The following is a 23,335-nucleotide window of genomic DNA, read 5'->3' as shown; positions in this document are numbered from 1 at the left end:
GACACACGATTTATTTAGCCTCTCCGACAACTTCGCCCGTGCCCTCCGATTCGCTCTCCCCTGAAGAACGACAGCAGTACGACCTCGTCTACCACGCCACGAAGAACGCCGTCTGGGACGTGTTCGGGACCGCAGTCTACCTGTTATTTCTGGTGTTCGGCGGGTTCCTCGTGCTGTTCGGCTTCGTGCTTCCGGCGCTGGGTGCGCTCTCGCGGACCGGCGGGACGCCGGTCGTCCTCGGCGTCGGCGCGGTCGGACTGATTCTGCTCGTCGCCATCGGTTACCGAATCGTCCGGCTCCTTCAGTAAGTGACGTACCGGCTCGCGACCTCCCACCGGACCGCGGCGACGACACCGACCGCGCCGAGCAGTACGGCGACGAGTGAACCGACTGTCGTCGGGGCGGTGTAGTCGGTGGTCGCGTCGAACTCGAACGCGTGGTAGGTGCCGTCGCGCTCGACGAGTCCCGGGAGGTTCCCAGGGTCGTCTTCGAACCGAAGCACCTCGCCGGCGAGGGCGCGGTCCACGGCCCGCTGTTCCGACTGAGAGAGTTCGCTGTACAGCGGGGGAACCGTCTCCGGCGTCTCCGACAGTTGCCCCTCGTATCGATAGCTGTAGTCTTCGTCAGCGACGAAACCGAACCCGAGCACGCCGCCCCCGACGAGCGCAAGCGAGACGAGCAGCGCGGCGAGTTGTATGCGAGTTGCCATGACTGCGCATCCATTGTTGGAAAATTAACTATTGTGGCTCGGGTTCCGGTGGTTGGCGGTTGAACGCGTTCGGGACGCGTCGAGACAACGCGTCCGTCCGCCCCCCCCGTCGGACGCCGCCGCGGTAAACGATTAAGTCCCCCGCGCGTGGTACTTCACTCGATGAGGGAGGACCCCGAAGAGGGGATGCTGTCGTGGGACGAGACCGTGTTCCGCGACGAACACGTCTTCGAAATCGACCACGTTCCGGAGACGTTCAACCACCGCGAGAGCCAACTGCGGAGCCTGAAGTACGCGCTCCGGCCCGCGGTCCGCGGCTCTCGCCCCCTGAACACGATGGTGCGCGGGCCGCCGGGGACGGGCAAGACCACCGCGGTCCAGAAACTGTTCGGCGAGTTGGGCACGCAGTCGGGCGTCCGGACCGTCCGGGTGAACTGCCAGGTCGACTCGACGCGCTACGCGGTGTTCTCGCGCGTCTTCGAGCACATCTTCGAGTACGAACCCCCGTCGTCGGGCATCTCGTTCAAGAAGCTGTTCGGCCAGATAACCGACCGCCTCGTCGAGGACGACGAGGTGCTCGTCGTCGCGCTCGACGACGTGAACTACCTGTTCTACGAGAACGAGGCGTCCGACACGCTCTACTCGCTGCTCCGCGCCCACGAGGCGCACTCCGGCGCGCGCATCGGCGTCATCATCATCTCGTCGGACCTCTCGCTCGACGTCATCGACGAACTCGACGGGCGCGTCCAGAGCGTCTTCCGGCCCGAGGAGGTGTTCTTCCCCCGCTACGACGTGGACGAAATCGTCGATATCCTCCGCGGGCGGTCGAAACGCGGCTTCCACGAGGACGTCATCGGCGCGCCCGAACTCGACCAGGTCGCGGAGTTCACCGCCGACAGCGGCGACCTCCGGGTCGGCATCGACCTGCTTCGGCGCGCCGGCCTCCACGCCGAGATGCGCGCCTCCCGCACGGTCGACATGGAGGACGTGGAAGCGGCCTACGACAAGTCGAAGTACGTCCACCTCTCGCGGTGTCTGCAGGGGCTTTCGGACCCCGAGCGCGAACTCGTCCGGGTCGTCGCCGAGTACGACGGCGAGCGCGCCGGCGCGGTGTACGACGCCTTCAACGAGGAGACCGGCCTCGGCTACACGCGCTACTCCGAACTCGTGAACAAACTGGACCAACTGGGCGTCATCGAGGCGCGATACACCGAAATCGAGGGGCGCGGCCGCACCCGCGCCATCTCGCTGGCCTACGACGCGGACGCGGTCTTGGACCGCCTCTGACGCCGCCGCTTTCGGGACCATTTTTACTCGCCGGCCGAGTCGGCTGAGCCATGAAGACTACCGGCGGAACCGACGCGCAGAAGCGCCGCGCCGCGGAGGCGGCGGTCGAAGCGGTCGAAGACGGAACCGTCGTCGGCCTCGGCACCGGCAGCACCACCGCCTTCGCCATCCGCGCCATCGGCGACCTCGTCGCCGACGGCCTCGACGTTCGGGGCGTCCCGACCTCCTTCGCGTCCCGCGAACTCGCCCGCGAGTGCGACATCCCCGTCGTCGACCTCGACGAAGTCGACGCCGTCGACCTCGCCATCGACGGGGCCGACCAGGTGGCGACGACCGACGGCGCGCTCGTCAAGGGCGGCGGCGCGGCCCACGCCCGCGAGAAGATGGTCGACGCCTTCGCCGACCGATTCCTCGTCGTCGCCGACCCGTCGAAGACCGCGGAAACGCTCTCGCGACCCGTCCCCATCGAGGTGCTCCCGTCGGCGCGGACGACCGTCGCCGCGAGCGTCTCCGACCTCGGCGGCGAGGCGACGCTCCGCCGCGCCGAGCGCAAGGACGGCCCCGTCGTCACCGACAACGGGAACCTCGTCCTCGACTGCGAGTTCGGTGCCATCGCCGACCCCGAGTCGCTCGCGGCCGACCTCGCGTCGCTCCCCGGCGCGGTCGAACACGGCATCTTCGTCGGCCTCGCGGACGCGGTCTACGTCGGCACCGACGACGGCGTCGAAGTCGACGAGTTCTGACTCGGTTGGTCCGGCGCTCGAACCGCTCTGCGGTGGACCGAGTGGTCCGGCGCTCGAACGGACGCCTTCGACCGGCGCGGCTCACGGGACGAGTCGACTCGCTTCGCGGGACACAACCGGGGCTCACCGGCCGGCGATAAAAGAACGAGAGGTCTAAAGACCGAGTTTACAGGTCGCGGGGCTGGACCGTCTTACGGTCGTTCTGCTCAGCGCGGCGAGCAGCGTCTTCGAGAAGCTCCTTGACTTCCTCGTCGAGAGCGTCGTAGAAGTCCGAGGCCACGTTCTTGTCCTTGAGCGCTTCCTTGACGGCTGCCTTGACAATGAGGTCTGCCATACAGAATGTCCTACCGATTCTCCTTTAATAAACTTTCCTATATTGGACGTTAATACCGCCGGATTTGGGGGTTATGGCGCTTCTATGAGGACGGATTTCCGAGGAACAATCTCCACTTATATATGCTTTATCCCCGCGAGGGCGGAACGACGGGTATGAGTACGCCTCGGGCCAACGTGCGGCCATATGCGCGACATCTTGGAGGCGGTCGCGGACGGTTCGCTCTCGCCCGCCGAGGCGGAGGTACGACTCTCCGGCTACGCGACGACCGACGCGGGACGGTTCGACGCCGCCCGAGAGACGCGGCGCGGCGTCCCCGAAGCGATTCTCGCGGAGGGGAAGACGCCCGACGAGACGGCGACGCTGGCCGTCGCGGCGGTCGAAACGAGCGGTCGGGCGCTCGTCACCCGGGCCGACACCGCTCACGCGGAGGCCGTCGCCGACGCCCTCCCGGACGCCGATATCGACCGCGACGCCCGGGCGAAGACCGTCGTCGCGGCCGCGCCGGACTTCGAGCGCCCCGACCTCGACGCGACCGTCGCCATCGCCACCGGCGGCACCTCCGACGCCGAGGCCGCGGGCGAGGCGGCCGCGGTCCTCCGCGAGATGGGCGTGGACGTCGAACGCATCGAGGACGTGGGGGTCGCCCACCTCGGTCGCGTGCTCGACAACCTCGACACGCTCCGCGAGGCCGACGTGGTCGTCGTCGCCGCCGGCCGTGAGGGCGCGCTGCCGACCGTCGTCGCCGGCCTCGTCGACACGCCCGTCATCGGACTGCCCGTCTCGACGGGCTACGGCCACGGCGGCGACGGCGAGGCGGCCGTCCTCGGGATGCTCCAGTCCTGTACCGTGCTCTCCGCGGTGAACGTCGACGCCGGCTACATCGCCGGCGCGCAGGCCGGACTCATCGCCCGCGCGGTCTCGGACGCCCGCGACGACGACGCCTGACTGGACGTTATTCTCCACCTCGTGGTCGTGCGCGATTTCGCGTGCGTACGCACACGCGCGAAGCCCTCATATGGGTGGGGTACTGTATGTCATACACCGGCTTGGTGGCTGCCGGACCGCAACAATGCCAGTCTGTGACCACTGCGGGTCACACGTCTCCGAGCGCTTCGCACGCGTGTTCGCCGACAAGGACGGTCAGGTTCTCGCCTGTCCCAACTGCTCGGCGAACGCGGGTATCGCGGAGGTCGCTCGGCAGCGTGCCCGCACCGCATGACCACTGAAGCGAGAAAAGACCACCACGCGAAGCCAACACCTCGTGCACGAGGTCGGGCGGTGGGTTCATACCCGCGCCCCTGAACCATTCTCTCGTGCACTTCGTCTACGTCATCGAGTGCAGCGACGGCTCGCTGTACACCGGGTACACGACCGACGTGGAGCGGCGCGTCGCGGAACACGACGCTGGCGAGGGCGCGAAGTACACCCGCGGCCGGACGCCGGTCGAACTCGTCCACGTCGAGGAGTTCGACTCGAAGTCGGCGGCCATGTCCCGGGAGTACGAGATAAAACAGCTCCGCCGCCGGGAGAAACAGCGGCTCGTCGAGTCGTGAGCGAACCGGGGCCGCGTCGCGGTCGGCTGTGCCCTCGCCGGACCGCCACGGCACGCCCTCGCACCCGTCGGCTCGTAACGTAGTTTTTTGCCCCGCCGCGGAGTGGTGCGCGTATGGACGAAATCTCATTCGGGACCGACGGGTGGCGCGCCACGCTGGACACCTTCACCGACGACCGCGTCCGCGTCGTCGGACAGGCCGTCGCCGACTACCTCGCCGACGAGGGCTTCACCGCCCCGGTGCTCGTCGGCTACGACGCCCGCGAGACCTCGCCCGGCTTCGCGGAGTCGCTCGCCGAGGTCGTCGCCGGCAACGGTTTCGACGTACTCCTGCCCGAGCGGGACTGCCCGACCCCGCTCGTCGCCTACGCCATCGCCGAGCGCGGCCTCTCGGGGGCGCTCATGGTCACGGCCTCGCACAACCCGCCGGAGTACAACGGCGTGAAGTTCATCCCCTCGGACGGCGCGCCGGCGCTCCCCGACGTGACCGACGCGGTCGCCGAGCGACTCGCCGAACCGGACCTCCTGCCGGAGTCCGAACGCGGGACCATCGAGCGCGTGGACGTGGTCTCCCCGCACGCCGACCACGCGATGGACCTCGTCGGCGACGACCTCTCGGACCTCACGGTCGTCTACGACGCCATGCACGGCAGCGGCCGCGGCGTCACCGACGCGCTGCTCGAAGCCGCCGGCGCGGAGGTCGTCCGCCTGCGCTGCGAGCGCGACGCCGACTTCGGCGGCATCTCGCCGGAGCCCTCCGCGGAGAACCTCGAAGGCCTCGCCGAGGCGATGGCCGAACACGACGCGGACCTCGGGGTCGCCAACGACGGCGACGCCGACCGCATCGGCATCGCCACGCCCGACCGCGGCGTCCTCGACGAGAACCTCTTTTTCGCCGCCGTCTACGACTACCTGCTCGAATCCGACTCCGGGCCGGCCATCCGGACCGTCTCGACCACGTTCCTCATCGACCGCATCGCCGAGGCCCACGGCGAGGAGGTGTTCGAGACCGCGGTCGGCTTCAAGTGGGTCGCCGACGGCATGCGCGAGCACGACGCGCTCATGGGCGGCGAGGAGTCCGGCGGCTTCTCCGTCCGCGGGCACGTCCGCGAGAAGGACGGCGTCCTCATGGGCCTGCTCGCGGCGGCCGCGACCGCCGAGGAGGACTTCGACGCCCGCCTCGACCGCATCGAGGCCGAACACGGCGAAATCGTCGCCGACAAGATAAGCGTCGCCTGCCCCGATTCCGAGAAGGCGCGCGTCATCGACGACCTCGAGGACGTGCTCCCCGAGACGGTCGCCGGCCGCGACATCGCCAAGGTCGTCACGCTCGACGGCTTCAAACTGCTCTTAGAAGACGGCTCGTGGCTCCTCGTCCGCCCCTCGGGAACGGAACCGAAGATGCGCGTCTACGCCGAGGCCGGGAGCGAAGACGCGGTCTCGTCGCTCCTCGAAGCCGGCCGCGAACTCGTCGAACCGCTCGTCTGAGCGGCCGTTTTCAGGGCTCTCTCGTCTCTTCTTCGTCGCCGACGGGTCTGACGACCCCGCGGTACGCCGGCGTGAAAAGCGGGAGCGTCTCCGCGTGTTCGGTCAGAGAGACGCCGTCTCCCGCGGCCTCGACGAGGTCCGCGGCCTGAAGCTTCGGCAGGTGGACGTGGACGATTCCGACCTCGGCCTGCTGGACGACCTGCACGTCCACCTCGTCGGGCGGCAGGTCGGTCGTCCGAACCGCGAGGGCGACCGCGAGGTCCCAGACCGACGTCGGCTCCGCCCGGTCGTGGAGGTACTCCAACACGTAGCGGCGCGACGGGTCGGAGAGCGCGTCGAACACGCGGTCCCAGTCGGTCAGGATACGGTCGCTCCGGTCACGCTTTGCCATGGGCTTGACTCCCTAACCCTTGACGACCGGCGGCTAAATCTGTGTCGGTTGGTAACACTCAACAATCATGGGGCTGCTACTCGTCCCGCAGGACGCCGCGAAACCGGTCGTCGCCCACGCCGGTGTCTGCGGCCGCTTCCGCGTCCTCACCTCCATCCCCATCCCGCGCCTCGATGTCGAACCCGAGCGACTCGTAGAACGGTCGGACGCCCCCGTCGAAGTCGGCGACGAGTCGCCCCCGACGGCCGAACGCCGCCCGGACGAGCGCGGTCCCGACGCCCCGCCCGCGGCGACTCGGGGAGGTTGCCACGGCCTCGATGTAGTCGCCGTCGAGCGCCAGCGCGCCGACGACGCGGCCGGACGCCTCGGCGACGAGACAGTCGCCCGCCGCCAGTCGGTCGCGGACGTCGCCCGCGTCGGCTTCGAGCAGTCCGGCGTCGAGGACGCGCATCACGGCCACCAGTTCCTCGGGGTCGCCCTCGCGGACGCGGACTCCGTCGTCGCTCCGGGTGGTGTCGTCGTCGGCCCCAGCGGTGTCGTCGTCAGCCCTAGCGGTGTCGTCCATGCCGCCGACTACCCGCCCTTGATGAGGCGGAGCACCTTCACGCGGTCGACTTCGACGGGCTGGTCTTCGGGGACGGGGCGGCCGTCGACGAGGACGGTCACCTCGTGGGGGCTGAGGTCCACCGCCCGCACGAGGTCCGCGTAGGTCCCGCCGTCGCCGACGGCGACCTCGCTGGTCTCCTCGCCGACGACCTCGACGGTCACGTTCATGGTCGCTCGTGGGTCGGGCGCGGGTTTCAGTCCGTCGGCTCGGCGTCGCCCGGGGGGCGCTCTCCGTCTCGCACGGTTTATGTGCGGGGCGGTCGGTAGAACGGATATGAGCGAGGCCGCGGAGTCGGGCGACGCCCCGGCGGGTCGTGAGATCTGGATCGAGAAGTACCGACCGCAGACCTTCGACGACGTCTACGGACAGGACGACATCGTCGAGCGCCTGCGGAGCTACATCGAGCGCGACGACCTGCCGCACCTCCTGTTCGCGGGACCGGCGGGCGTCGGCAAGACCACCTCCGCGACCGCCATCGCCCGCGCCATCTACGGCGACGACTGGCGCGGCAACTTCCTCGAACTCAACGCCTCCGACGAGCGCGGCATCGACGTGGTCCGCGACCGCATCAAGAACTTCGCGCGCTCGTCGTTCGGCGGCCACGACTACCGCGTCATCTTCCTCGACGAGGCGGACTCGCTGACGAACGACGCCCAGTCGGCGCTCCGCCGGACGATGGAGCAGTTCTCCGACAACACGCGCTTCATCCTCTCGTGTAACTACTCCTCGAAGATTATCGACCCCATCCAGTCGCGCTGTGCGGTGTTCCGCTTTTCCCCCCTCGGTGACGACGCCGTCGCGGAGCAGGTCCGCGACATCGCCGCGGCCGAGGACATCGAGGTCACCGAGGACGGCCTCGACGCGCTCGTCTACGCCGCCGGCGGCGACATGCGCCGCGCCATCAACTCCCTGCAGGCCGCCGCGACGACCGGCGAGGTCGTCGACGAGGAGGCCGTCTACATGATCACCTCGACGGCCCGCCCGGAGGACATCGAGGAGATGGTCCGGGCCGCCATCGACGGCGAGTTCACGACCGCGCGCAAGCAGTTAGAGACGCTCATCGTCGACACCGGGATGGCCGGCGGCGACATCATCGACCAGCTTCACCGCTCCGTCTGGGAGTTCGACCTCGACGAGCGCGAGGCCGTCCGCCTCATGGAGCGCATCGGCGAGGCCGACTACCGCATCTCCGAGGGCGCGAACGAGCAGGTCCAACTCGAAGCGCTCCTCGCGTCGCTCGCGCTCTCGCAGAACTGACCCGAACTGGACCGAACCGGCCGCGCCGGCCGCCGCGCTCCCCGGTCTCTCCTCGTTTTCGCCTCACGCCCGGAACTCGAAGCGCGCGCCGCCCGCCGTCCCCGAGGTCACGATAGCCGACCAGCCGTGGGCCTCGGCGATGGACTCGACGATTGCGAGCCCGTAGCCGATGCCGTCGTCGCCGGTCGTCTCGCCGGGCTCGAACACCTCGTCGCGGCGCTCGGGGTCGATGCCGGGGCCGTCGTCTTCGACGTAGAAGCCGCCGTCGACGCCGCCGACGTCGACGCGAACGTCGCTTCCGGCGTGTTCGACCGCGTTCCGAAAGAGGTTGGCGAGCAGTTCGGCGAGGCGGTCCTCGTCGGCGTCGACGACGACCGACTGGCAGGTGACTAACTCGGCGTCCGCGGTCTCGGTCGTCGCCCACGCCTGCCGGGCGACGCTCGCGAGGTCCACGCGTTCGGTCTCGTCGACCAGTTGGCCGCGGCGCGCGAGCGACAGGAGGTCGTCGATGAGCTCTTCCATCTGTTCGAGCGCCCGCTTGGCCGTATCGAACCGCGACTCCTCGCCGGTCTCGCGGGCGAGGTCGAGGTTCCCGCGGGCGACCGAAAGCGGGTTCCGCAGGTCGTGGCTCACGATGTTCGCGAACTCCTCCAATCGCTCGTTCTGTCGCTCTAGCTCGCTTTCGCGGGTCTTCCGCTCCGTGATGTCGGTGTAGATGGCGTACCCCGACCCGCGCTCTTCGCCGGGCGACAGCGGGACGACGTTCAGGATGAACTCGCGGACGCCGCCGTCGGTCCGACGGCGGACCTCGCCGCGGTAGCTTTCGCCGGCGGCGACGAGAAGTTCGGGGATGGTTTCGTCCGCGCCCGGTTCGGGAACCGGGTCCGGGTCGGGCTCCGGCGGGACGATTCGCCCGAGCAGGTCGCTTCCGACCACGTCGTCGGCGTCGTAGCCGAAAATCGACTGGAACGCCCGATTCACGTCGCGGACGGTGAGCGCGCCGCCCTCGACGTCGTAGGCGACGGCGGCGTCGGAGACGTGTTCGAACAGCGCGGTCGAGCGGTCGCGTTCCTCCCTGAGCCGCGATTCCGCGCGGATGCGCTCGGCAGTGACCGCGACGTGCGCCATGAGGAGTTCCGTCAGTTCCGCGTCTCGCTCGTCGAACGCGCCGGGCGTGAACGTCGTCGCCTGAAAGACGCCGAGGTCCCCGATGGGGACGCTCAGGACCGCGCGGTACATCCGCTTGACCGGCCGCGCCTCGGGGTGGTCGCGCACGTCGTCGGTGATGTCTGTCTCCCCCGACAGGTACACCTCGGCCGCGATGCCCCCGTCGTCGAGGGGGACGCGCTCCGCGCCGTCGGCCGGTGCGTCGGACGAGATGGCCGCCGGAACGATGTAGTCGCCCTCGACGACCCCCACGTAGCTGATGTCGAACTCGAGGATGTCGTCCGTGATTTCGACGGTCCGCTCGAACAGTTCGTCGAGGCTCGTCGCCGCGGCCAGTTCGGTGGCTCCCCGGTGGAGTCGCTCTATCTGCTCGCGGCTCTGTCGAAGCGCGGCCTCGGACTCGATTCGGCTCCGCGTCTCGGAGACGTAGGACACGAGGAGTTCGGCCAGCGTGAGGTCGGTCTCGTCGTACGCGCCGACCTCGTTGGAGATGGCCTGAAACACGCCGTCGTCGCCCAGCGGGACGCTCACCGCCGAGCGGTAGGCGGGGTCGTCGGGGTCGGCCTCGGGGTGGTCGCGAACGTCGTCCACGAGAAACGAGCGTTTGGTCCGGTGCGTCTCCCCGAGCAGGCCCGTGTCCGAGGGAATCGGCCCCGTCCCGGCCATGTCGTCGTTGTTGGCGGCGACGTAGAAGTCGTCCCCGTCGTGGACGAAAAACGAGGTGTTGTCGAACTCGAGGATGTGCTCCGTGAGGCCGATGGCGCGCTCGTAGAGTTCGTCGACCGTCTCGGCCGTGATGAGGTCCGTCGTCCCCTCGTAGAGCCGCTTGAGCCGGTCCCACTCGGCGTCGTTTCGGGCCGTCGCCACCGCTTCGGCGTCTCTGTCGGCGGTCGACGCGAGCACCCATCGAACCTGCGATTCGAGCCCGGAGCGGTCGCCGCGGCTGACGTAGGCGTCGAACCGCTCGGGCCGCTCGACAGTCGCTGGCGGGACGTCGGTGTACAGAATGGTCGGCACGTCGTCGGGGACCGGCGCGTCGGGGTCCGTGACGACGACGCAGGCGGCGTCGGACGGGTCGTTCTCGTCACTCGTTGACGCCACCGTGACCCCGTCGCCGAGGTCGATATCGTCGAAGTCGTCGTCCACGAAAACCGTTGGTTCCGTCGCGTGCACGGCAGTCTCCCTATCGAACGATAACGAGAACTATAATCGTTGCGGCATGTTTCCAATCACCAAGAACGCGCCGTGCGTCGTTCGCGTCGGGGCCGTGGCCGGAACGCCGTCCCGGATTACTCAGTTTAGCGACCAGAAGCCGTAGTTGAGCGCGGTGGCGAAACACGTCCACAGGAGGTAGGGGACCAAGAGCGCGGCGGCGCGTCGGTCGACGGCGTCGAACTCGCGCATCGTCGCCAGAATCGCGAGGATGAGGACCGCGATGACCGCGAGGCCGAGCGCGGGCGACTGCAGTCCGAAGAACGCCGCCGACCACGCGACGTTGACGACGAGGTGACCGACGAAGACGGCGAGCGCCCGCTCGCGGCGGGGGTGGTCGCTCCGGGAGACGAGCCACGCGGCGACGCCCATCAGGGCGAACAGCGTCACCCAGACCGGGCCGAACACCCAGTTCGGCGGGGCGAACCACGGGCGGGCGAGCGTCGCGTACCACGACCCGATGGCGGTCACGGTGAAGACGCTCCCCACGGCGCCCGCGAGTTGCGCGAGGACGACCCACGCGAGCAGTTCGACCGCCGGTCGCCGACGGAGCGAGGCGAGTTCCATACTCCTCGTTGGCTCGGGAGGGAAAAGAACGACACGGCCCGTGCGGGCGAAATTGAGGGGAATCGGGCGTCTGCGCCCATTTCCCGGAACTGTTTTACCCGACGGTAGACCAGAGTTTGGCAATGAGCGAACTCGAAGCGGAGTACCGCCTCGACTACTTCGAGGAGGAGGGCTTCTACCGGAAGCAGTGCCCCGTGACGGGCGTCCACTTCTGGACACGAGACCCCGACCGCGAGACCTGCGGTGAACCGCCCGCCGACGACTACACCTTCATCGACAACCCCGGCTTCGACGAGGAGTACACTCTCGAAGAGATGCGCGAGAAGTTCCTCTCTTTCTTCGAGGAACACGACCACGAGCGCATCGACCCCTACCCGGTCGCCGCGAACCGCTGGCGCGACGACGTGCTCTTGACGCAGGCATCTATCTACGACTTCCAGCCGCTCGTCACGTCCGGCGAGACGCCGCCGCCGGCCAACCCGCTGACCGTCTCCCAGCCCTGCATCCGGATGCAGGACATCGACAACGTGGGCAAGACCGGCCGCCACACGATGGCGTTCGAGATGATGGCCCACCACGCGTTCAACGCCCGCGAGGAGGCCGGTGACAAGTACGCCTACGAGGGCGAGGTCTACTGGAAGGACGAGACGGTCCGCCTCTGCGACGAGTTCTTCGAGTCGCTCGGCGCGGACATCTCCGAAATCACCTACATCGAGGACCCGTGGGTCGGCGGCGGCAACGCCGGACCGGCCTTCGAAGTCCTCTACCGCGGCGCCGAACTCGCCACCCTCGTCTTCATGTCGATGAAGCAGGACCCGGACGGCGAGTACGAACTCAAGGACGGCAACACCTACTCGCCGATGGACACCTACATCGTCGACACCGGCTACGGGCTCGAACGGTGGACGTGGGTGTCCCAGGGGACGCCGACGGTGTACGAGGCCGTCTACCCCGACATGATAGAGTTCCTGAAGGACAACGTCGGCATCGAACACACCGACGAGGAGGAGGAACTCATCCACCGCGCGGCGAAGCTCTCGGGCCACCTCGACATCGACGAAATCGACGACCTCGCAACCGCGCGCGCCGGTGTCGCGGGCGAACTCGGCGTCGACGAGGCCGAACTCACGGCCCTGCTCCGCCCGCTCGAAGACATCTACGCCATCGCGGACCACTGCCGCACCCTCGCGTACATGTTCGGCGACGGCATCGTCCCCTCGAACGTCGGGACGGGCTACCTCGCCCGCATGGTCCTCCGGCGCACCAAGCGTCTCGTGGACAACCTCGGCGTGGACGCCCCGCTCGACGAGCTCGTGGACATGCAGGCCGAGCGCCTCGACTACCAGAACCGCGACACCATCCGCGACATCGTCCGCAGCGAGGAGCGCAAGTACAGAAAGACGCTCGAACGCGGCTCCCGGAAGGTCCAGCAGCTCGCCGACGAGTACGCCGACAAGGACGAGCCGATACCGCTCGACGAGCTCATCGAGCTGTACGACTCCCACGGCATCCAGCCCGACATGGTGCAGGAAATCGCCGAGGAGCGCGGCGCGACCGTCGACATCCCCGACGACTTCTACTCGCTCGTCGCCGACCGCCACGAGCAGGTCGACGGCGAGGACGAGGCCGCGGAGCGCGACGACCGCCTCGGCGACCTGCCGGCGACGGACAAGCTCTACTACGACGACCAGGAGCGCACCGAGTTCGAGGCCGTCGTCCTCGACGTGTTCGAGCGCGAGGAGGGCTACGACGTGGTCCTCGACCAGACGATGTTCTACCCCGAAGGCGGCGGCCAGCCCGCCGACCACGGCTCGCTCGCCACCGACGACGCGACGGTCGAGGTGACCGACGTGCAGATAGCGGGCGACGTGGTGCTCCACCGCACCGACGACGACCCCGGCAAGGGCGAGTTCGTCCGCGGCCAGCTCGACGCCGAACGCCGCCGTCGGCTCATGCGCCACCACACGGCGACCCACGTCATCGGCCACGCCATCCGGACGGTCCTCGGCGACCACATCCGGCAGGCCGGCGCGTCGAAGGGCGTCGACCGCTCGCGGCTCGACGTGACCCACTACGAGCGCATCACCCGCGAGGAGGTCAAGCAGATAGAGCGCGTCGCCAACGAACTCGTGATGCGGAACATCCCGGTCAAACAGGAGTGGCCGGACCGCCGCGACGCCGAGAAGAAGTACGGTTTCGACCTCTATCAGGGCGGTATCCCGCCGGGCGAGCAGATTCGCCTCATCCACGTCGGTACCGACGTGCAGGCCTGTGGCGGCACCCACGTCAAGCGCACCGGCGACATCGGGGTCATCAAGGTGCTGACGACGGAGCCCGTTCAGGACGGCGTCGAGCGCGTCGTCTTCGCGGCGGGCGACGCGGCCATCGAGGCCACCCAGCGCACCGAGGACGCGTTGTACGGCGCGGCCGACGTGCTCGACGTGAACCCCGCGGACGTGCCCGAGACGGCGGAGCGCTTCTTCACTGAGTGGAAAGAGCGCGGCAAGACCATCGACCGCCTGAAGACGGAACTCGCCGAGGCGCGCGCCGCGGCGGGGGCCGACGAAATCGACATCGACGGGACGCCCGCCGTCGTCCAGCGCCTCGACGGCGACGCGGACGAACTCCGCGCGACCGCCAACGCGCTGGTCGAGGAGGGCAAAGTCGCCGTCCTCGGCTCCGCCGCGGGCGGGAGCGCCCAGTTCGTCGTCGGCGTTCCCGACGGCGTCGGCGTCAACGCCGGGCAGGTCGTCGGCCAACTCGCCGGGAAGGTCGGCGGCGGCGGCGGCGGCCCCGCGGACTTCGCGCAGGGCGGCGGCCCCGACGTCGACGCGCTCGACGACGCGCTCGACGAGGCGCCCGACGTGCTTCGCGCGGTCCTGAACGCCTGAGTCGGTCACGCGACCTCCCCGAGTTCGCTTTCGATTTCGCTTCCGCGTTCCCCGCGTCCGCGAGACGGACGCCCTAAGTCGCTCGCCCGCCGAGCCCCCGGTATGCCCACGGCAGTCGCGGACGGGGTCGAACTGTACTACGACAGCGAGGGCGACGGCGAGACGGTCGCCTTCGTCGGCGACGCGGGCTACGGCGCGTGGCAGTGGGGCTGGCAGCACGCCGCCGTCGCCGGCCCCTACGAGAGCCTCGTGACCGACCTCCGCGGGGCCGGCCGCTCCGACGCCCCCGCGGGGCCGTACTCGGTCGAGACGCTCGTCTCCGACCTCGTTGCCGTCCTCGCGGACGCGAACGTCAGGAAGGCCCACCTCGTCGGGTTCGGCCTCGGCGGGCTGGTCGCGCTGGAGGCCGCGCGGACGACGAACCGCGTTCGGAGCCTCGTCCTCGTCGGCACCGCCGCCTCGGGCGCGGAAATCGACCCCGAACCGCTCTCCGCCGCGCCCGACGACCCGGCCGCGCTCCGCGAGTCGCTCGCGCCGGCGCTCTCCGAGGAGTTTCGGGCGGAACAGCCGGACGTGGTCGAGCAACTCGTCTCGTGGCGCGAACGGGAAGACGCCGACCCCGAGGCGTGGGCGGCGCAGGCCGCCGCCGTCGCCGACTACGACGCCGGTCCGCTCTACGAGGTGACGGTTCCGACGCTCGTTCTCCACGGCGGCGACGACCCGGTCTGGCCGGTCGAGGGGGGACGCGCGCTGGCCGAGGGACTCCCGCGCGGCGAGTTCGAGTCGTTCGCGGGCGCGCGACACCTCGTCACCGTCGAGCGGTCGCGGCTCGTCAACGACGCGCTCGTCTCCTTTCTCGAATCGCTCGACGACGACTGAGCGGCGCTCCGTCGCGTTCGCTCCGGGTTCGTCGCCGACGCCCCCCGTCCCAGGTGCCGGCAGAGAGCGTTCCGGGCGCAACTTCTTTAGAGCCGCACCGACTGTCTCTCCACGATGACCCGCCCGCGACTCGCGTTCTTGGACGCCTCCCACGGCGATTCGAGCACGTTCCGAAACTTCAGGCGCGAACTCGACGCCGACCTCGTCGAGTTCGACGTGACCGACGGCCGCCTCCCCGACCACTTCGACTACGACGGCGTCGTCATCACCGGCTCGTCGTCGTCGGTCTACTGGGACGAGGCGTGGATTCGGAACCTCGTGTCGTGGGTCGCCGACGCCGACGAGCGCGGCCTCCCCCTCTTGGGCGTCTGTTTCGGCCACCAGGTCGTCGCGGCGGCCCTCGGCGGCACCGTCGAGGACATGGGCGAGTTCGAACTCGGCTACAACGAAATCGAGCGCACCCGCGCCGACGACGAGGACGACATCCTCGCCGGTATCGGCGAGCGCTTCACCGTCTTCACCTCCCACGGCGACCGGGTGAGCGAACTCCCGCCGGGCGCGGAACTCCTCGCCCAAAACGAGTTCGGCGTCCACGCGTTCCGCCGGAGCCACGCCTTCGGCGTCCAGTTCCACCCCGAGTACGACACCGACACCGCCGAGGCCATCGCGAGGCAGAAGGACTTCCTCCCCGACGAGCGGCTTCGGTCGGTCATCGACGGCATCACGCCGGAGAACCACGCCGCCGCCTGCGAGGCCAAGCGCCTGTTCGACAACTTCGTCACCTACGTCAACCGGACGAACGCGGGGTCGGTCGAATCGGCGGCCTGAACGTTCCGACAGTCGCGGTCGCGAGCTGTTTTCGAGTCGTACCCGAGCCGCATCCGAGCCGCCGCCGAGCCGCGCCCGTCCCGCCGCCGAGCCGCGCCCGACCCGCTTTCGTCACCGACTTTTCGGTCGTCCGTCTCCCCCGAATATCGACCGAGCGAATCGCTTTTCACCGCGCCGGTCGCAGGGTCTATCATGCTCGATTATCTGGGATTGGAGGGCGACCTGACCGGCGAAGAGAAACTCGTCCGCGACGAGGCCCGCCGCTTCGTCGACGAGCAGGTCAAACCCGACATCGGCGAGCACTACGAGGCCGGGACGTTTCCGACCGAACTCATCCCGAAGATGGGCGAACTCGGCTTCTACGCGCCCAACCTCGACGGCTACGGCCTCCCCGGCCTCGGCGAGCGCGCCTACGGCCTCCTGATGCAGGAACTCGAAGCCGGCGACTCCGGCCTCCGGTCGATGGCGAGCGTGCAGGGGTCGCTCGTCATCTACCCCATCCACGCCTACGGCTCCGACGAGCAGAAACAGCGGTGGCTTCCGAAACTCGGGTCGGGCGAGGCGGTCGGCTGTTTCGGCCTGACCGAACCGCAACACGGCTCGGATCCGTCGGGGATGGAGACCCGCGCCGAGCGCGACGCCGACGGCTACGTCCTCAACGGCTCGAAGACGTGGATTACGAACTCGCCCATCGCGGACGTGGCGGTCGTCTGGGCGCGCGACGTGTCGGCCGAGGGGTCGCCGGTCCGCGGGTTCCTCGTCGAGACCGACCGCGACGGCGTGACGACGAACAAAATCGAGGGGAAACTCTCGATGCGCGCGTCGGTCACGGGCGAAATCGGCCTCGACGACGTGCGCGTTCCCGAGGAGGACGTACTCCCCGGCGTCGAGGGGATGAAGGGGCCGCTTTCGTGTCTCACGCAGGCGCGGTTCGGCATCGCGTGGGGCGTCGTCGGCGCGGCCCGCGACGCCTTCGAGGACGCCCGCCAGTACGCGAAGGACCGCGACCAGTTCGGCGGGCCGATCGCGCGGTTCCAACTCCAGCAGGGCAAACTCGCCGAGATGGCGACCCAGATAACGAACGCGCAGTTGATGGCCCACCGCCTCGCCGACCTCAAAGAGCGCGGCGACCTGCGACACCAGCAGGTGTCGATGGCGAAGCGCCACAACGTCCGCGTCGCCCGCGAGGTGACCCGAACCGCCCGCGAGATGCTCGGCGGCAACGGCATCACGACCGACTACTCGCCGATGCGCCACATGGAGAACATCGAGACCGTCTACACCTACGAGGGGACCGACGACATCCACACGCTCGTCCTCGGCGCGGACCTGACGGGAATCGAAGCATTCCACTAGGGCTCGGGAGCGGACGCCCCCGTGGCTTTCGCTGTTGTGCGTGACGCATGACAACAGTACACATACATTTATATCTCCCCGCCCATAGGTTACGATAGAGGCCCCACAATGACCACATCGGCCCAGGACCGTCCGACGGCGCTCGACCTCTCTCGCGAAGAGACGTGGGTCGTCCACGCCGCCTTGCTCGACGCCATCGAGCGGGCGGTCGATGCAGACGAAGAGCCGACGCCGGCCCCAGGCCTGCTCGCGCGGGTCGAGGCCGGCGACGAAGATTTCGACAGCGCCGAACTCGACTATCTCGTAGACGCCCTCCGAACCTATCGGAAACAGGCGCCCGCTCGGGACGACCACCACATCTCGCGCGTTCTCGAGCACATCGAGGCCGCGCGGGCGTAGTCGCCCGACGGACGTCCGGCCCGCTGACTTCCTTTCGATTCCACCGAGCCCCGAGCGGCCGCGCTCGCGTCTCGCCGTCCTCCCGCCCACCCGATACCGATTATCGTTTGACATTAAGACATGGAAAGTAACTTACCTTCCCTCTGAAAAGAGGTGGTCGATGCGACCCTCCAACCGATCCGCGCTACTGACGACGACCCTCCTCGTCGCCGCCGTGCTCGCGGCGGCGGTGATGCCCGCGGCGGCCGCCTCGGGCCACTACGAGTTCACAGACGACGCGTACACGGCCGAACAGGGCGAGGTGGTCTCCATCACGCTCTCCGGCGCGGCGGACGCGAACAACACGTCCGCGGCGCTGGCCGGCGAGAACAACACCGTCCCGCTCCGCATCGGCGGCGAGGACGTGAACTTCGCCGTCAACGCGACGGTGGTCGACGAGGACCGCGACGGCAACGTCACCCTCGAACTGAACACCTCGACGGCGGGACAGGCGAACGCCTCGTCGTACCTCACCGCCGCCGGCGAGGACTCGGTGAACGCGACGCAGACGACCGAGACGCTCCCGGCGACGCTCGACGCGGGCGACTACTCGCTCGCGCTCGGCCCGGCGAACAACTCGACCGACACGGCGACGCTCTCGCTCCAAGCGGTGGAGACGACCGAGACGACCGAGACGACGACTGAATCGACCGACACCGAGACGACCACGACGGCGGGCGAGACGACCGAGACGACGACCGCAAACGCGTCGGCGACGACCGACGCGACCACCGCGACCGGCACCAGCGACACCGGTATCCCCGGCTTCAGCGCGGTGCTCGCCGTGGTGGCGCTCCTCGCGGCCGCGTTCCTCGCGGTCCGCCGATAGCGCCCCGGTTCGTCGGTCGGAACCGACTCCGAAACCACCCGCAATCACGACTCCGTCCCCGATTTATCTCGTCGCCGATGCGGACGTTTTAGTACCGGGTACGGCCAACGCCCGGCAATGGCTATCGACTCGAACTTCGACCAGAACCGGGAGCGAGCGGGCGAGGAAAACGGCGTCGCCGTCTGGGGCCCCGTCGACCCGCCGGAGAAACTCGGCATCCACGGCACCCACGTCGCCGTCGACTACGACATCTGTCTCGCGGACGGCGCGTGCCTCGAAAACTGCCCCGTGGACGTGTTCACGTGGGTCGACACGCCCGACCACCCGGTGAGCGAGCAGAAGGTCGAACCGACGAACGAAGACCAGTGCATCGACTGCATGCTCTGCGTCGACATCTGTCCCGTCGACGCCATCGACGTGGACGCCTCGCGGCAGGCCTGACACGAAGACCAGACGTTATCTCTCCCCGCCGCGTCGCGTCCGCCATGGGACTCATCCACACCGCCCTCGTCGTCTCGGACATCGACGCCACGCTCGACTTCTACGCCGACCTCGGTCTCGAACAGACCAACGAGTTCGAACTCGACGGCGTCCGGAACGTCTACGTCGGCAGCGACGACACCGACATGGAACTGCAGTTCAAGTACGACCCGACCTCGTCGGCGCGCGTCGAACCCGCCGGCATCGACCACGTCGCCGTCGAGGTCGCGGACGCCGACCGCGCCTTCGAGGACATCGTCGAGGCGCAGTCGCCCGATATCGTGAAGCCGCCGGTGGACATCGACCCGGTGAACGCCCGCGCGGCGTTCGTGAAGGACCCCGACGGCTACGTCGTCGAAATCGTCTCCATCGAAGACTGAACTCACCCGCGGTACCGACTCGCCTCGACCGCTGATTTTCGCCGACGCCGACGCTTCACCCACCCGACGGGCTCGCCGCGGCGAACAGGTATTTGTTGCCAGAGCGTCAATACGAAGTCGCTATGTCTGAGGACGTAACCGCGCTGTTGAAGCGCGCCTATCAGGACGAGATCGAGACCGTGATGAACTACATGACGAACTCCATCGTCCTCGACGGCGTCCGGGCGGAGGAGATAAAGGAGTCCCTCCAGACCGACATTCAGGAGGAACTCACCCACGCGGAGCAGCTCGGGAACCGGCTGAAGCAGCTCGACGAGCAGCCGCCGGGCTCGGCGACCTTCGAGGCGCGCCAGCACGACCTCCAGCCGCCGGAGGACAGTACGGACGTGCTCGCGGTCATCAACGGCGTCCTCACCGCCGAGGAGGACGCCATCGAGACCTACCGCGCGCTCATCGACGCCGCGGAGGAGGCCAACGACCCCGTCACCGAGGACCTCGCCGTGACCATCCTCGCCGACGAGGAGGCCCACCGGACCGAGTTCCGCGGCTTCAAGAAAGAGTACGACCGCGAGTAACCCCGCACGCGGCGGCCGGCCGCGCTCGCGACGTTCGTGTAGTGCCTGCGGAACCTACGACTCCGAAATTCTTCATTTCAAAAAACGCGCCGGAGCGGAGAGATATCTAACAAACAATCGTCTGTTACAAAAGTAGTACTCCCAGTTCTTCGAAACGGGGCTTTGTTTTTATCCACCGGTCGCTCGAACGACGGGTATGAGCACTGAACGCGGCAAGGGTACGGTCGCAATCGTCGGGGGTGCCGGCGCAGTCGGGTCGAGCACGGCGTTCGCGCTGATGGAGAGCAGTCTCGTCGGCGAAATCGTCCTCGTCGACGTCGCCAAAGAGCGCGTCGAGGGCGAGGCGATGGACCTCAACCACGGCTCGTACTTCACGTCGCCGGTCCGCGTCCGGACGGGCGACTACGAGGACTGCTGGGACGCCGACGTGGTCATCGTCACCGCCGGTGCCAGCCAGAAACCGGACGAGACCCGCCTCGACCTGATGGAGCGAAACGCCGACATCTTCGCCGACATGATTCCGCAGATTACCGAGGGGCTGAACGACGACGCCGTGATGCTCATCGTCACCAACCCCGTGGACGTGCTCTCGTACGTCACGTGGAAGGTGTCGGACCTGCCGGCCGAGCGCGTCATCGGCTCGGGAACCGTCCTCGACACGTCGCGGTTCCGCCACTCGCTCAGCCGCGAGTTCGACCTCGACCCGGCGAACGTCCACGCCTACGTCGTCGGCGAGCACGGCGACAGCGAGGTTCTCGTCTGGAGTTCGGCGAATCTCGGCGGCATCCCGTTCGAGTCGTACGCCACCAGCCACGGCGTCGACGACGTCGACGCACTCAAAGCCGGCGTCGAGACGGAGGTCCGCGAGGCCGCCTACGAGATTATCGACCGCAAGGAGCGGACGAACTACGGCGTCGCGCGCTCGGTGGCCGCGACCACCGAGCGCATCCTCGGCGGCGACAACTCCATTCTCACCGTCTCGACGCTCGTCTCGGGCGAACACGACATCGACGGCGTCTACATGAGCCTCCCGTGCACCGTCAACGAAACCGGCGTCCGCGACGTTCACGAGTTCGACCTCTCGGCGGACGAGACGGCGGCGCTCCGCGAGTCGGCCGACGTCATCCGCGAGTCCATCGACCGCTTGGACGTAGCATAGAAGAGCGGAAAACAGGACAGGACAGGACAGGACAGAACAGCCGCGCCGCCGACTCAGTCGGCCGACGCGGGGGTCGTATCCGCGCCCGCGTCCGCCGTCGCGGCGGCCTTCGCGTCGAGCGCCTCCACGACGAGTTCGGAGATATCAACGATGTCGATATCGTCCTCGTAGCTCCCGGTCTTGCGGCCGTCTTCGTACATCGTCGCGCACATCGGGCAGGCGACGACGAAGCGTTCGACGCCGCCGGTCGTGTCGTCGAGCGCCTCGCGCAGGCGCTCTTCGGACGGCTTCGACTCCTCTTCGTGGTCCATCCAGAGACCGCCGCCGCCGCCGCCGCAGCAGAACGACTGGTCGCGGTTGCGCGGCATCTCGGCGAGTTCGACGCCGGTCGCGCGGATGACCTCGCGGGGCGCTTCGTACTCGCCGTTGTAGCGTCCGAGGTGACACGGGTCGTGGTACGTCACCGTCTGGGCGGCGAGTTCGTCGCCCGCGAGGCCGAGGCGGTCGTCGCCGACGAGGCGCTCGACCAGTTGGGTGTAGTGGTACACCGGGTAGTCGAACGAGTCGTCCATCTCCGGGTACTCGTTTTTGAACGTGTTGTACGAGTGCGGGTCGGTGCAGACGATTTTGTCGAAGTCGCAGTCGGCCATCGCGGCGACGTTGTCCTCGACGAGCATCTCGTAGAGGCCCTCCTCGCCGACGCGGCGCACGTCGTTGCCGTCGTGCTGTTCGTCCTCGTAGAGGATGCCGTAGGAAACGCCCGCCTCCTCGAAGATGCGGGCCAGCGAGCGGGCGACGGCGCGGTTGCGCTCGTCGTAGGAGGGGTAGTCGCCGACGTACCAGAGGAACTCGACCGATTCGTCGCGGGCGTCGGGCACCTCGAAGTCGAGGTCGTCGGTCCAGTCGGGCCGCTTGCGCTGAGGGTCGCCGAAGGCGTTGCCGTTCTGGAAGATGTTCATCATCGCCTCCTGTACCGGCTCTTGCTGTTGGCCCGTCTCGGTGAGCCGGCGGTTCATCTCGGTGAAGTGCGTCAGGTGCTCGATATCGACCGGACAGGCGTCCATGCAGGCCATACAGGCCATGCAGGACTCCATCGATTCGGCGTCGACGACGGAAGTGCCGCCGTCCGCGACGATGTCGATGGAGTCGCCGCCGGCGTCGACCGACTCGCGGTAGGTCTTCAGGTCGAGAATCACGTCCCGCGGGTCGAGGTTGCGGCCGGAGGCCTTCGCCGGGCAGGCGTCGGTACAGCGGCCGCACTTCGTGCAGGCGTCCATGTCGAGCATCGCCTTCCACGAGAAGTCGTCCTCGGAGACGTAGCCGATTTCGTCCGGCGGCGTGTCGGCCGGCACTTTCGGGAGGCGCGTGCCCGCCTTCTCGTCGGCGGTGACGATGTTGGCGAAGGAGGTGAGCATGTGCAGGGGCTTGGCGTAGGGGACGGCGGCGACGAACGCCAAGGCGAGGAGCGCGTGGGACCACCAGCCGAACCAGTAGAGCGTCTGTGCGAGACCCTGGCTCATGCCCCCGGCGTCGAACACGAGGGCGACGAAGTAGCCGACGAAGCTCACCGTCTCGAACTCGGGGAACTCCGTGCCGACGATGCGGATGCCTTCGAGGACGTAGCCGCCGACGCCGAGGAGAAACAGCGTCCAGACGAACGCGGCGTCCTCGAAGCCGGTGTGTTTGCCCCACAGCCGCGGGTGTCGGACCCCGTAGCGCCGCCACAGCGCCATCCCCACGCCGACGACGAACAACAGGCCCATGAGGTCCATGACGAACGAGTACGAGAGGTAGAAGTCGCCGACGAAGAAGGAACTGCCAGTCACCCGCCGCCACACGTCGATGTCGATGGCGAGGATGGTCGTCCCGATGAGGAGCGTCAGGAAGCCCCACATGATGAAGGCGTGCATCACGCCGGCGAACCGGTCGCGCTTGAACTGCTTTTCGTTGGAGAACACCACTTTCGCCGCCCGGACCGTCCGTCCCGGCAGGTCCGACAGCCGGTCGAACGGGTCTTCACCACCCCGCGCGTATCGAGCGAACCGCTCGTACACCCCGTAGAGGAAGACGAGCGACGCGATGGCGGCGAGGCCGTAGAAGAGCGCCTCGCCGACCGGACTAATCGTCCAGAACGTCTCTCGCGTAACATCCGCCTGTGCCGCAAAGTCCATAATCAATCACCGGAGAACGGAGGGTTAAATCT

Annotated in this window: 26 protein-coding genes; 18 read left to right on the top strand and 8 right to left on the bottom strand. The window is 68.2% G+C overall.

The genetic code is table 11. The features are described from left to right. The first annotated feature begins 38 nt into the window (after positions 1-38). Complete coding sequence (locus C454_RS06400) at positions 39-308, top strand: hypothetical protein (protein WP_004973844.1); 270 nt, start codon at positions 39-41, stop codon at positions 306-308. Here C454_RS06400 and C454_RS06395 read toward each other — a convergent pair. Next, a complete protein-coding gene (locus tag C454_RS06395; RefSeq protein ID WP_004973843.1) occupies positions 302-709 on the bottom strand; it encodes a hypothetical protein in 408 nt (135 codons plus the stop codon). The two genes, C454_RS06400 and C454_RS06395, sit on opposite strands and share 7 nt — an antisense overlap. A 162-nt stretch (positions 710-871) precedes the next feature. Here C454_RS06395 and C454_RS06390 point away from each other — a divergent pair, with 162 nt between their 5' ends. Beyond that, positions 872-1,996: an ORC1-type DNA replication protein gene (locus C454_RS06390; protein ID WP_004973842.1), complete on the top strand. Its 1,125-nt coding sequence runs from the start codon at positions 872-874 to the stop codon at positions 1,994-1,996. 50 nt (positions 1,997-2,046) lie between these two features. Beyond that, positions 2,047-2,739 carry a ribose-5-phosphate isomerase RpiA gene (gene rpiA, locus C454_RS06385; protein WP_004973840.1) on the top strand — a complete coding sequence of 231 codons (693 nt, stop codon included), beginning with the start codon at positions 2,047-2,049 and terminating at the stop codon, positions 2,737-2,739. A gap of 166 nt (positions 2,740-2,905) precedes the next feature. On the opposite strand, the gene C454_RS06380 is transcribed toward rpiA, so the two are convergent. Next, positions 2,906-3,073: a DUF1931 family protein gene (locus C454_RS06380; RefSeq protein ID WP_004045310.1), complete on the bottom strand. Its 168-nt coding sequence runs from the start codon at positions 3,071-3,073 to the stop codon at positions 2,906-2,908. A gap of 186 nt (positions 3,074-3,259) precedes the next feature. Between C454_RS06380 and larB the strand changes: the two genes are divergently transcribed. From larB to C454_RS06365, 4 genes are all read left to right on the top strand, one after another. After that, complete coding sequence (larB, locus tag C454_RS06375) at positions 3,260-4,021, top strand: nickel pincer cofactor biosynthesis protein LarB (RefSeq protein WP_004973839.1); 762 nt, start codon at positions 3,260-3,262, stop codon at positions 4,019-4,021. A 124-nt stretch (positions 4,022-4,145) separates the two neighbouring features. Beyond that, positions 4,146-4,295, top strand: a complete 150-nt coding sequence (locus C454_RS21345; protein ID WP_187367346.1) for a DUF7563 family protein — start codon at positions 4,146-4,148, stop codon at positions 4,293-4,295. Positions 4,296-4,389: 94 nt separating this feature from the next. After that, entirely contained in the window at positions 4,390-4,629 is a 240-nt protein-coding gene (locus C454_RS06370; protein WP_004973837.1) for a GIY-YIG nuclease family protein, read from the top strand. A 113-nt stretch (positions 4,630-4,742) separates the two neighbouring features. Further along, positions 4,743-6,116 (top strand): phosphoglucomutase/phosphomannomutase family protein, encoded by a 1,374-nt coding sequence (locus tag C454_RS06365; protein WP_004973834.1) that lies wholly within the window; start codon positions 4,743-4,745, stop codon positions 6,114-6,116. A gap of 10 nt (positions 6,117-6,126) precedes the next feature. Here C454_RS06365 and C454_RS06360 read toward each other — a convergent pair whose 3' ends face one another. The 3 genes from C454_RS06360 to samp2 form a co-directional block, all read right to left on the bottom strand. Then, a complete protein-coding gene (locus C454_RS06360; protein WP_004973832.1) occupies positions 6,127-6,507 on the bottom strand; it encodes a DUF7344 domain-containing protein in 381 nt (126 codons plus the stop codon). A gap of 76 nt (positions 6,508-6,583) precedes the next feature. Next, on the bottom strand, positions 6,584-7,072 hold the full coding sequence (locus C454_RS06355) for a GNAT family N-acetyltransferase (protein WP_004973830.1): 489 nt from the start codon (positions 7,070-7,072) through the stop codon (positions 6,584-6,586). 8 nt (positions 7,073-7,080) lie between these two features. Next, a complete protein-coding gene (samp2, locus tag C454_RS06350; RefSeq protein ID WP_004973827.1) occupies positions 7,081-7,281 on the bottom strand; it encodes a ubiquitin-like small modifier protein SAMP2 in 201 nt (66 codons plus the stop codon). Positions 7,282-7,387: 106 nt separating this feature from the next. Between samp2 and C454_RS06345 the strand changes: the two genes are divergently transcribed. Beyond that, entirely contained in the window at positions 7,388-8,371 is a 984-nt protein-coding gene (locus C454_RS06345; RefSeq protein WP_004973825.1) for a replication factor C small subunit, read from the top strand. A gap of 63 nt (positions 8,372-8,434) precedes the next feature. Here C454_RS06345 and C454_RS06340 read toward each other — a convergent pair whose 3' ends face one another. Further along, the gene (locus tag C454_RS06340) at positions 8,435-10,684 is read right to left on the bottom strand and encodes a GAF domain-containing protein (protein ID WP_193363452.1); all 2,250 of its coding nucleotides are present in this window, start codon (positions 10,682-10,684) and stop codon (positions 8,435-8,437) included. A gap of 147 nt (positions 10,685-10,831) precedes the next feature. Further along, entirely contained in the window at positions 10,832-11,317 is a 486-nt protein-coding gene (locus C454_RS06335; protein ID WP_004973820.1) for a TspO/MBR family protein, read from the bottom strand. 122 nt (positions 11,318-11,439) lie between these two features. On the opposite strand from C454_RS06335, the gene alaS reads away from it, so the two are divergent. The 10 genes from alaS to C454_RS06280 all read left to right on the top strand — a co-directional run bounded on the left by alaS (position 11,440) and on the right by C454_RS06280 (position 21,132). After that, positions 11,440-14,208, top strand: a complete 2,769-nt coding sequence (gene alaS, locus C454_RS06330; protein WP_004973818.1) for an alanine--tRNA ligase — start codon at positions 11,440-11,442, stop codon at positions 14,206-14,208. A gap of 102 nt (positions 14,209-14,310) precedes the next feature. Beyond that, positions 14,311-15,087, top strand: a complete 777-nt coding sequence (locus tag C454_RS06325; protein WP_004973817.1) for an alpha/beta fold hydrolase — start codon at positions 14,311-14,313, stop codon at positions 15,085-15,087. 114 nt (positions 15,088-15,201) lie between these two features. Then, entirely contained in the window at positions 15,202-15,915 is a 714-nt protein-coding gene (locus C454_RS06320; protein WP_004973815.1) for a type 1 glutamine amidotransferase, read from the top strand. Between the two features lie 192 nt (positions 15,916-16,107). Beyond that, positions 16,108-17,271, top strand: a complete 1,164-nt coding sequence (locus tag C454_RS06310) for an acyl-CoA dehydrogenase family protein (protein ID WP_004973809.1) — start codon at positions 16,108-16,110, stop codon at positions 17,269-17,271. A gap of 108 nt (positions 17,272-17,379) precedes the next feature. Then, positions 17,380-17,670: a DUF7853 family protein gene (locus C454_RS06305; protein WP_004973808.1), complete on the top strand. Its 291-nt coding sequence runs from the start codon at positions 17,380-17,382 to the stop codon at positions 17,668-17,670. Positions 17,671-17,830: 160 nt separating this feature from the next. Then, positions 17,831-18,538, top strand: a complete 708-nt coding sequence (locus C454_RS06300) for a DUF7827 domain-containing protein (RefSeq protein WP_004973807.1) — start codon at positions 17,831-17,833, stop codon at positions 18,536-18,538. Between the two features lie 117 nt (positions 18,539-18,655). Beyond that, on the top strand, positions 18,656-18,979 hold the full coding sequence (locus tag C454_RS06295) for a 4Fe-4S dicluster domain-containing protein (RefSeq protein ID WP_004973806.1): 324 nt from the start codon (positions 18,656-18,658) through the stop codon (positions 18,977-18,979). Between the two features lie 44 nt (positions 18,980-19,023). Next, complete coding sequence (locus C454_RS06290) at positions 19,024-19,398, top strand: VOC family protein (RefSeq protein ID WP_004973805.1); 375 nt, start codon at positions 19,024-19,026, stop codon at positions 19,396-19,398. 122 nt (positions 19,399-19,520) lie between these two features. Continuing rightward, a complete protein-coding gene (locus C454_RS06285) occupies positions 19,521-19,973 on the top strand; it encodes a ferritin-like domain-containing protein (protein WP_004973804.1) in 453 nt (150 codons plus the stop codon). Positions 19,974-20,169: 196 nt separating this feature from the next. Continuing rightward, positions 20,170-21,132 carry an L-lactate dehydrogenase gene (locus tag C454_RS06280; protein ID WP_004973803.1) on the top strand — a complete coding sequence of 321 codons (963 nt, stop codon included), beginning with the start codon at positions 20,170-20,172 and terminating at the stop codon, positions 21,130-21,132. 53 nt (positions 21,133-21,185) lie between these two features. Here C454_RS06280 and C454_RS06275 read toward each other — a convergent pair whose 3' ends face one another. Further along, on the bottom strand, positions 21,186-23,303 hold the full coding sequence (locus tag C454_RS06275; RefSeq protein ID WP_004973801.1) for a (Fe-S)-binding protein: 2,118 nt from the start codon (positions 23,301-23,303) through the stop codon (positions 21,186-21,188). Positions 23,304-23,335: the final 32 nt, after the last annotated feature.

The sequence above is a fragment of the Haloferax gibbonsii ATCC 33959 genome, assembly GCF_000336775.1.
GTDB classification, from domain to species: Archaea; Halobacteriota; Halobacteria; order Halobacteriales; family Haloferacaceae; genus Haloferax; species Haloferax gibbonsii.
This window is presented reverse-complemented; position numbering and strand designations above follow the sequence as displayed.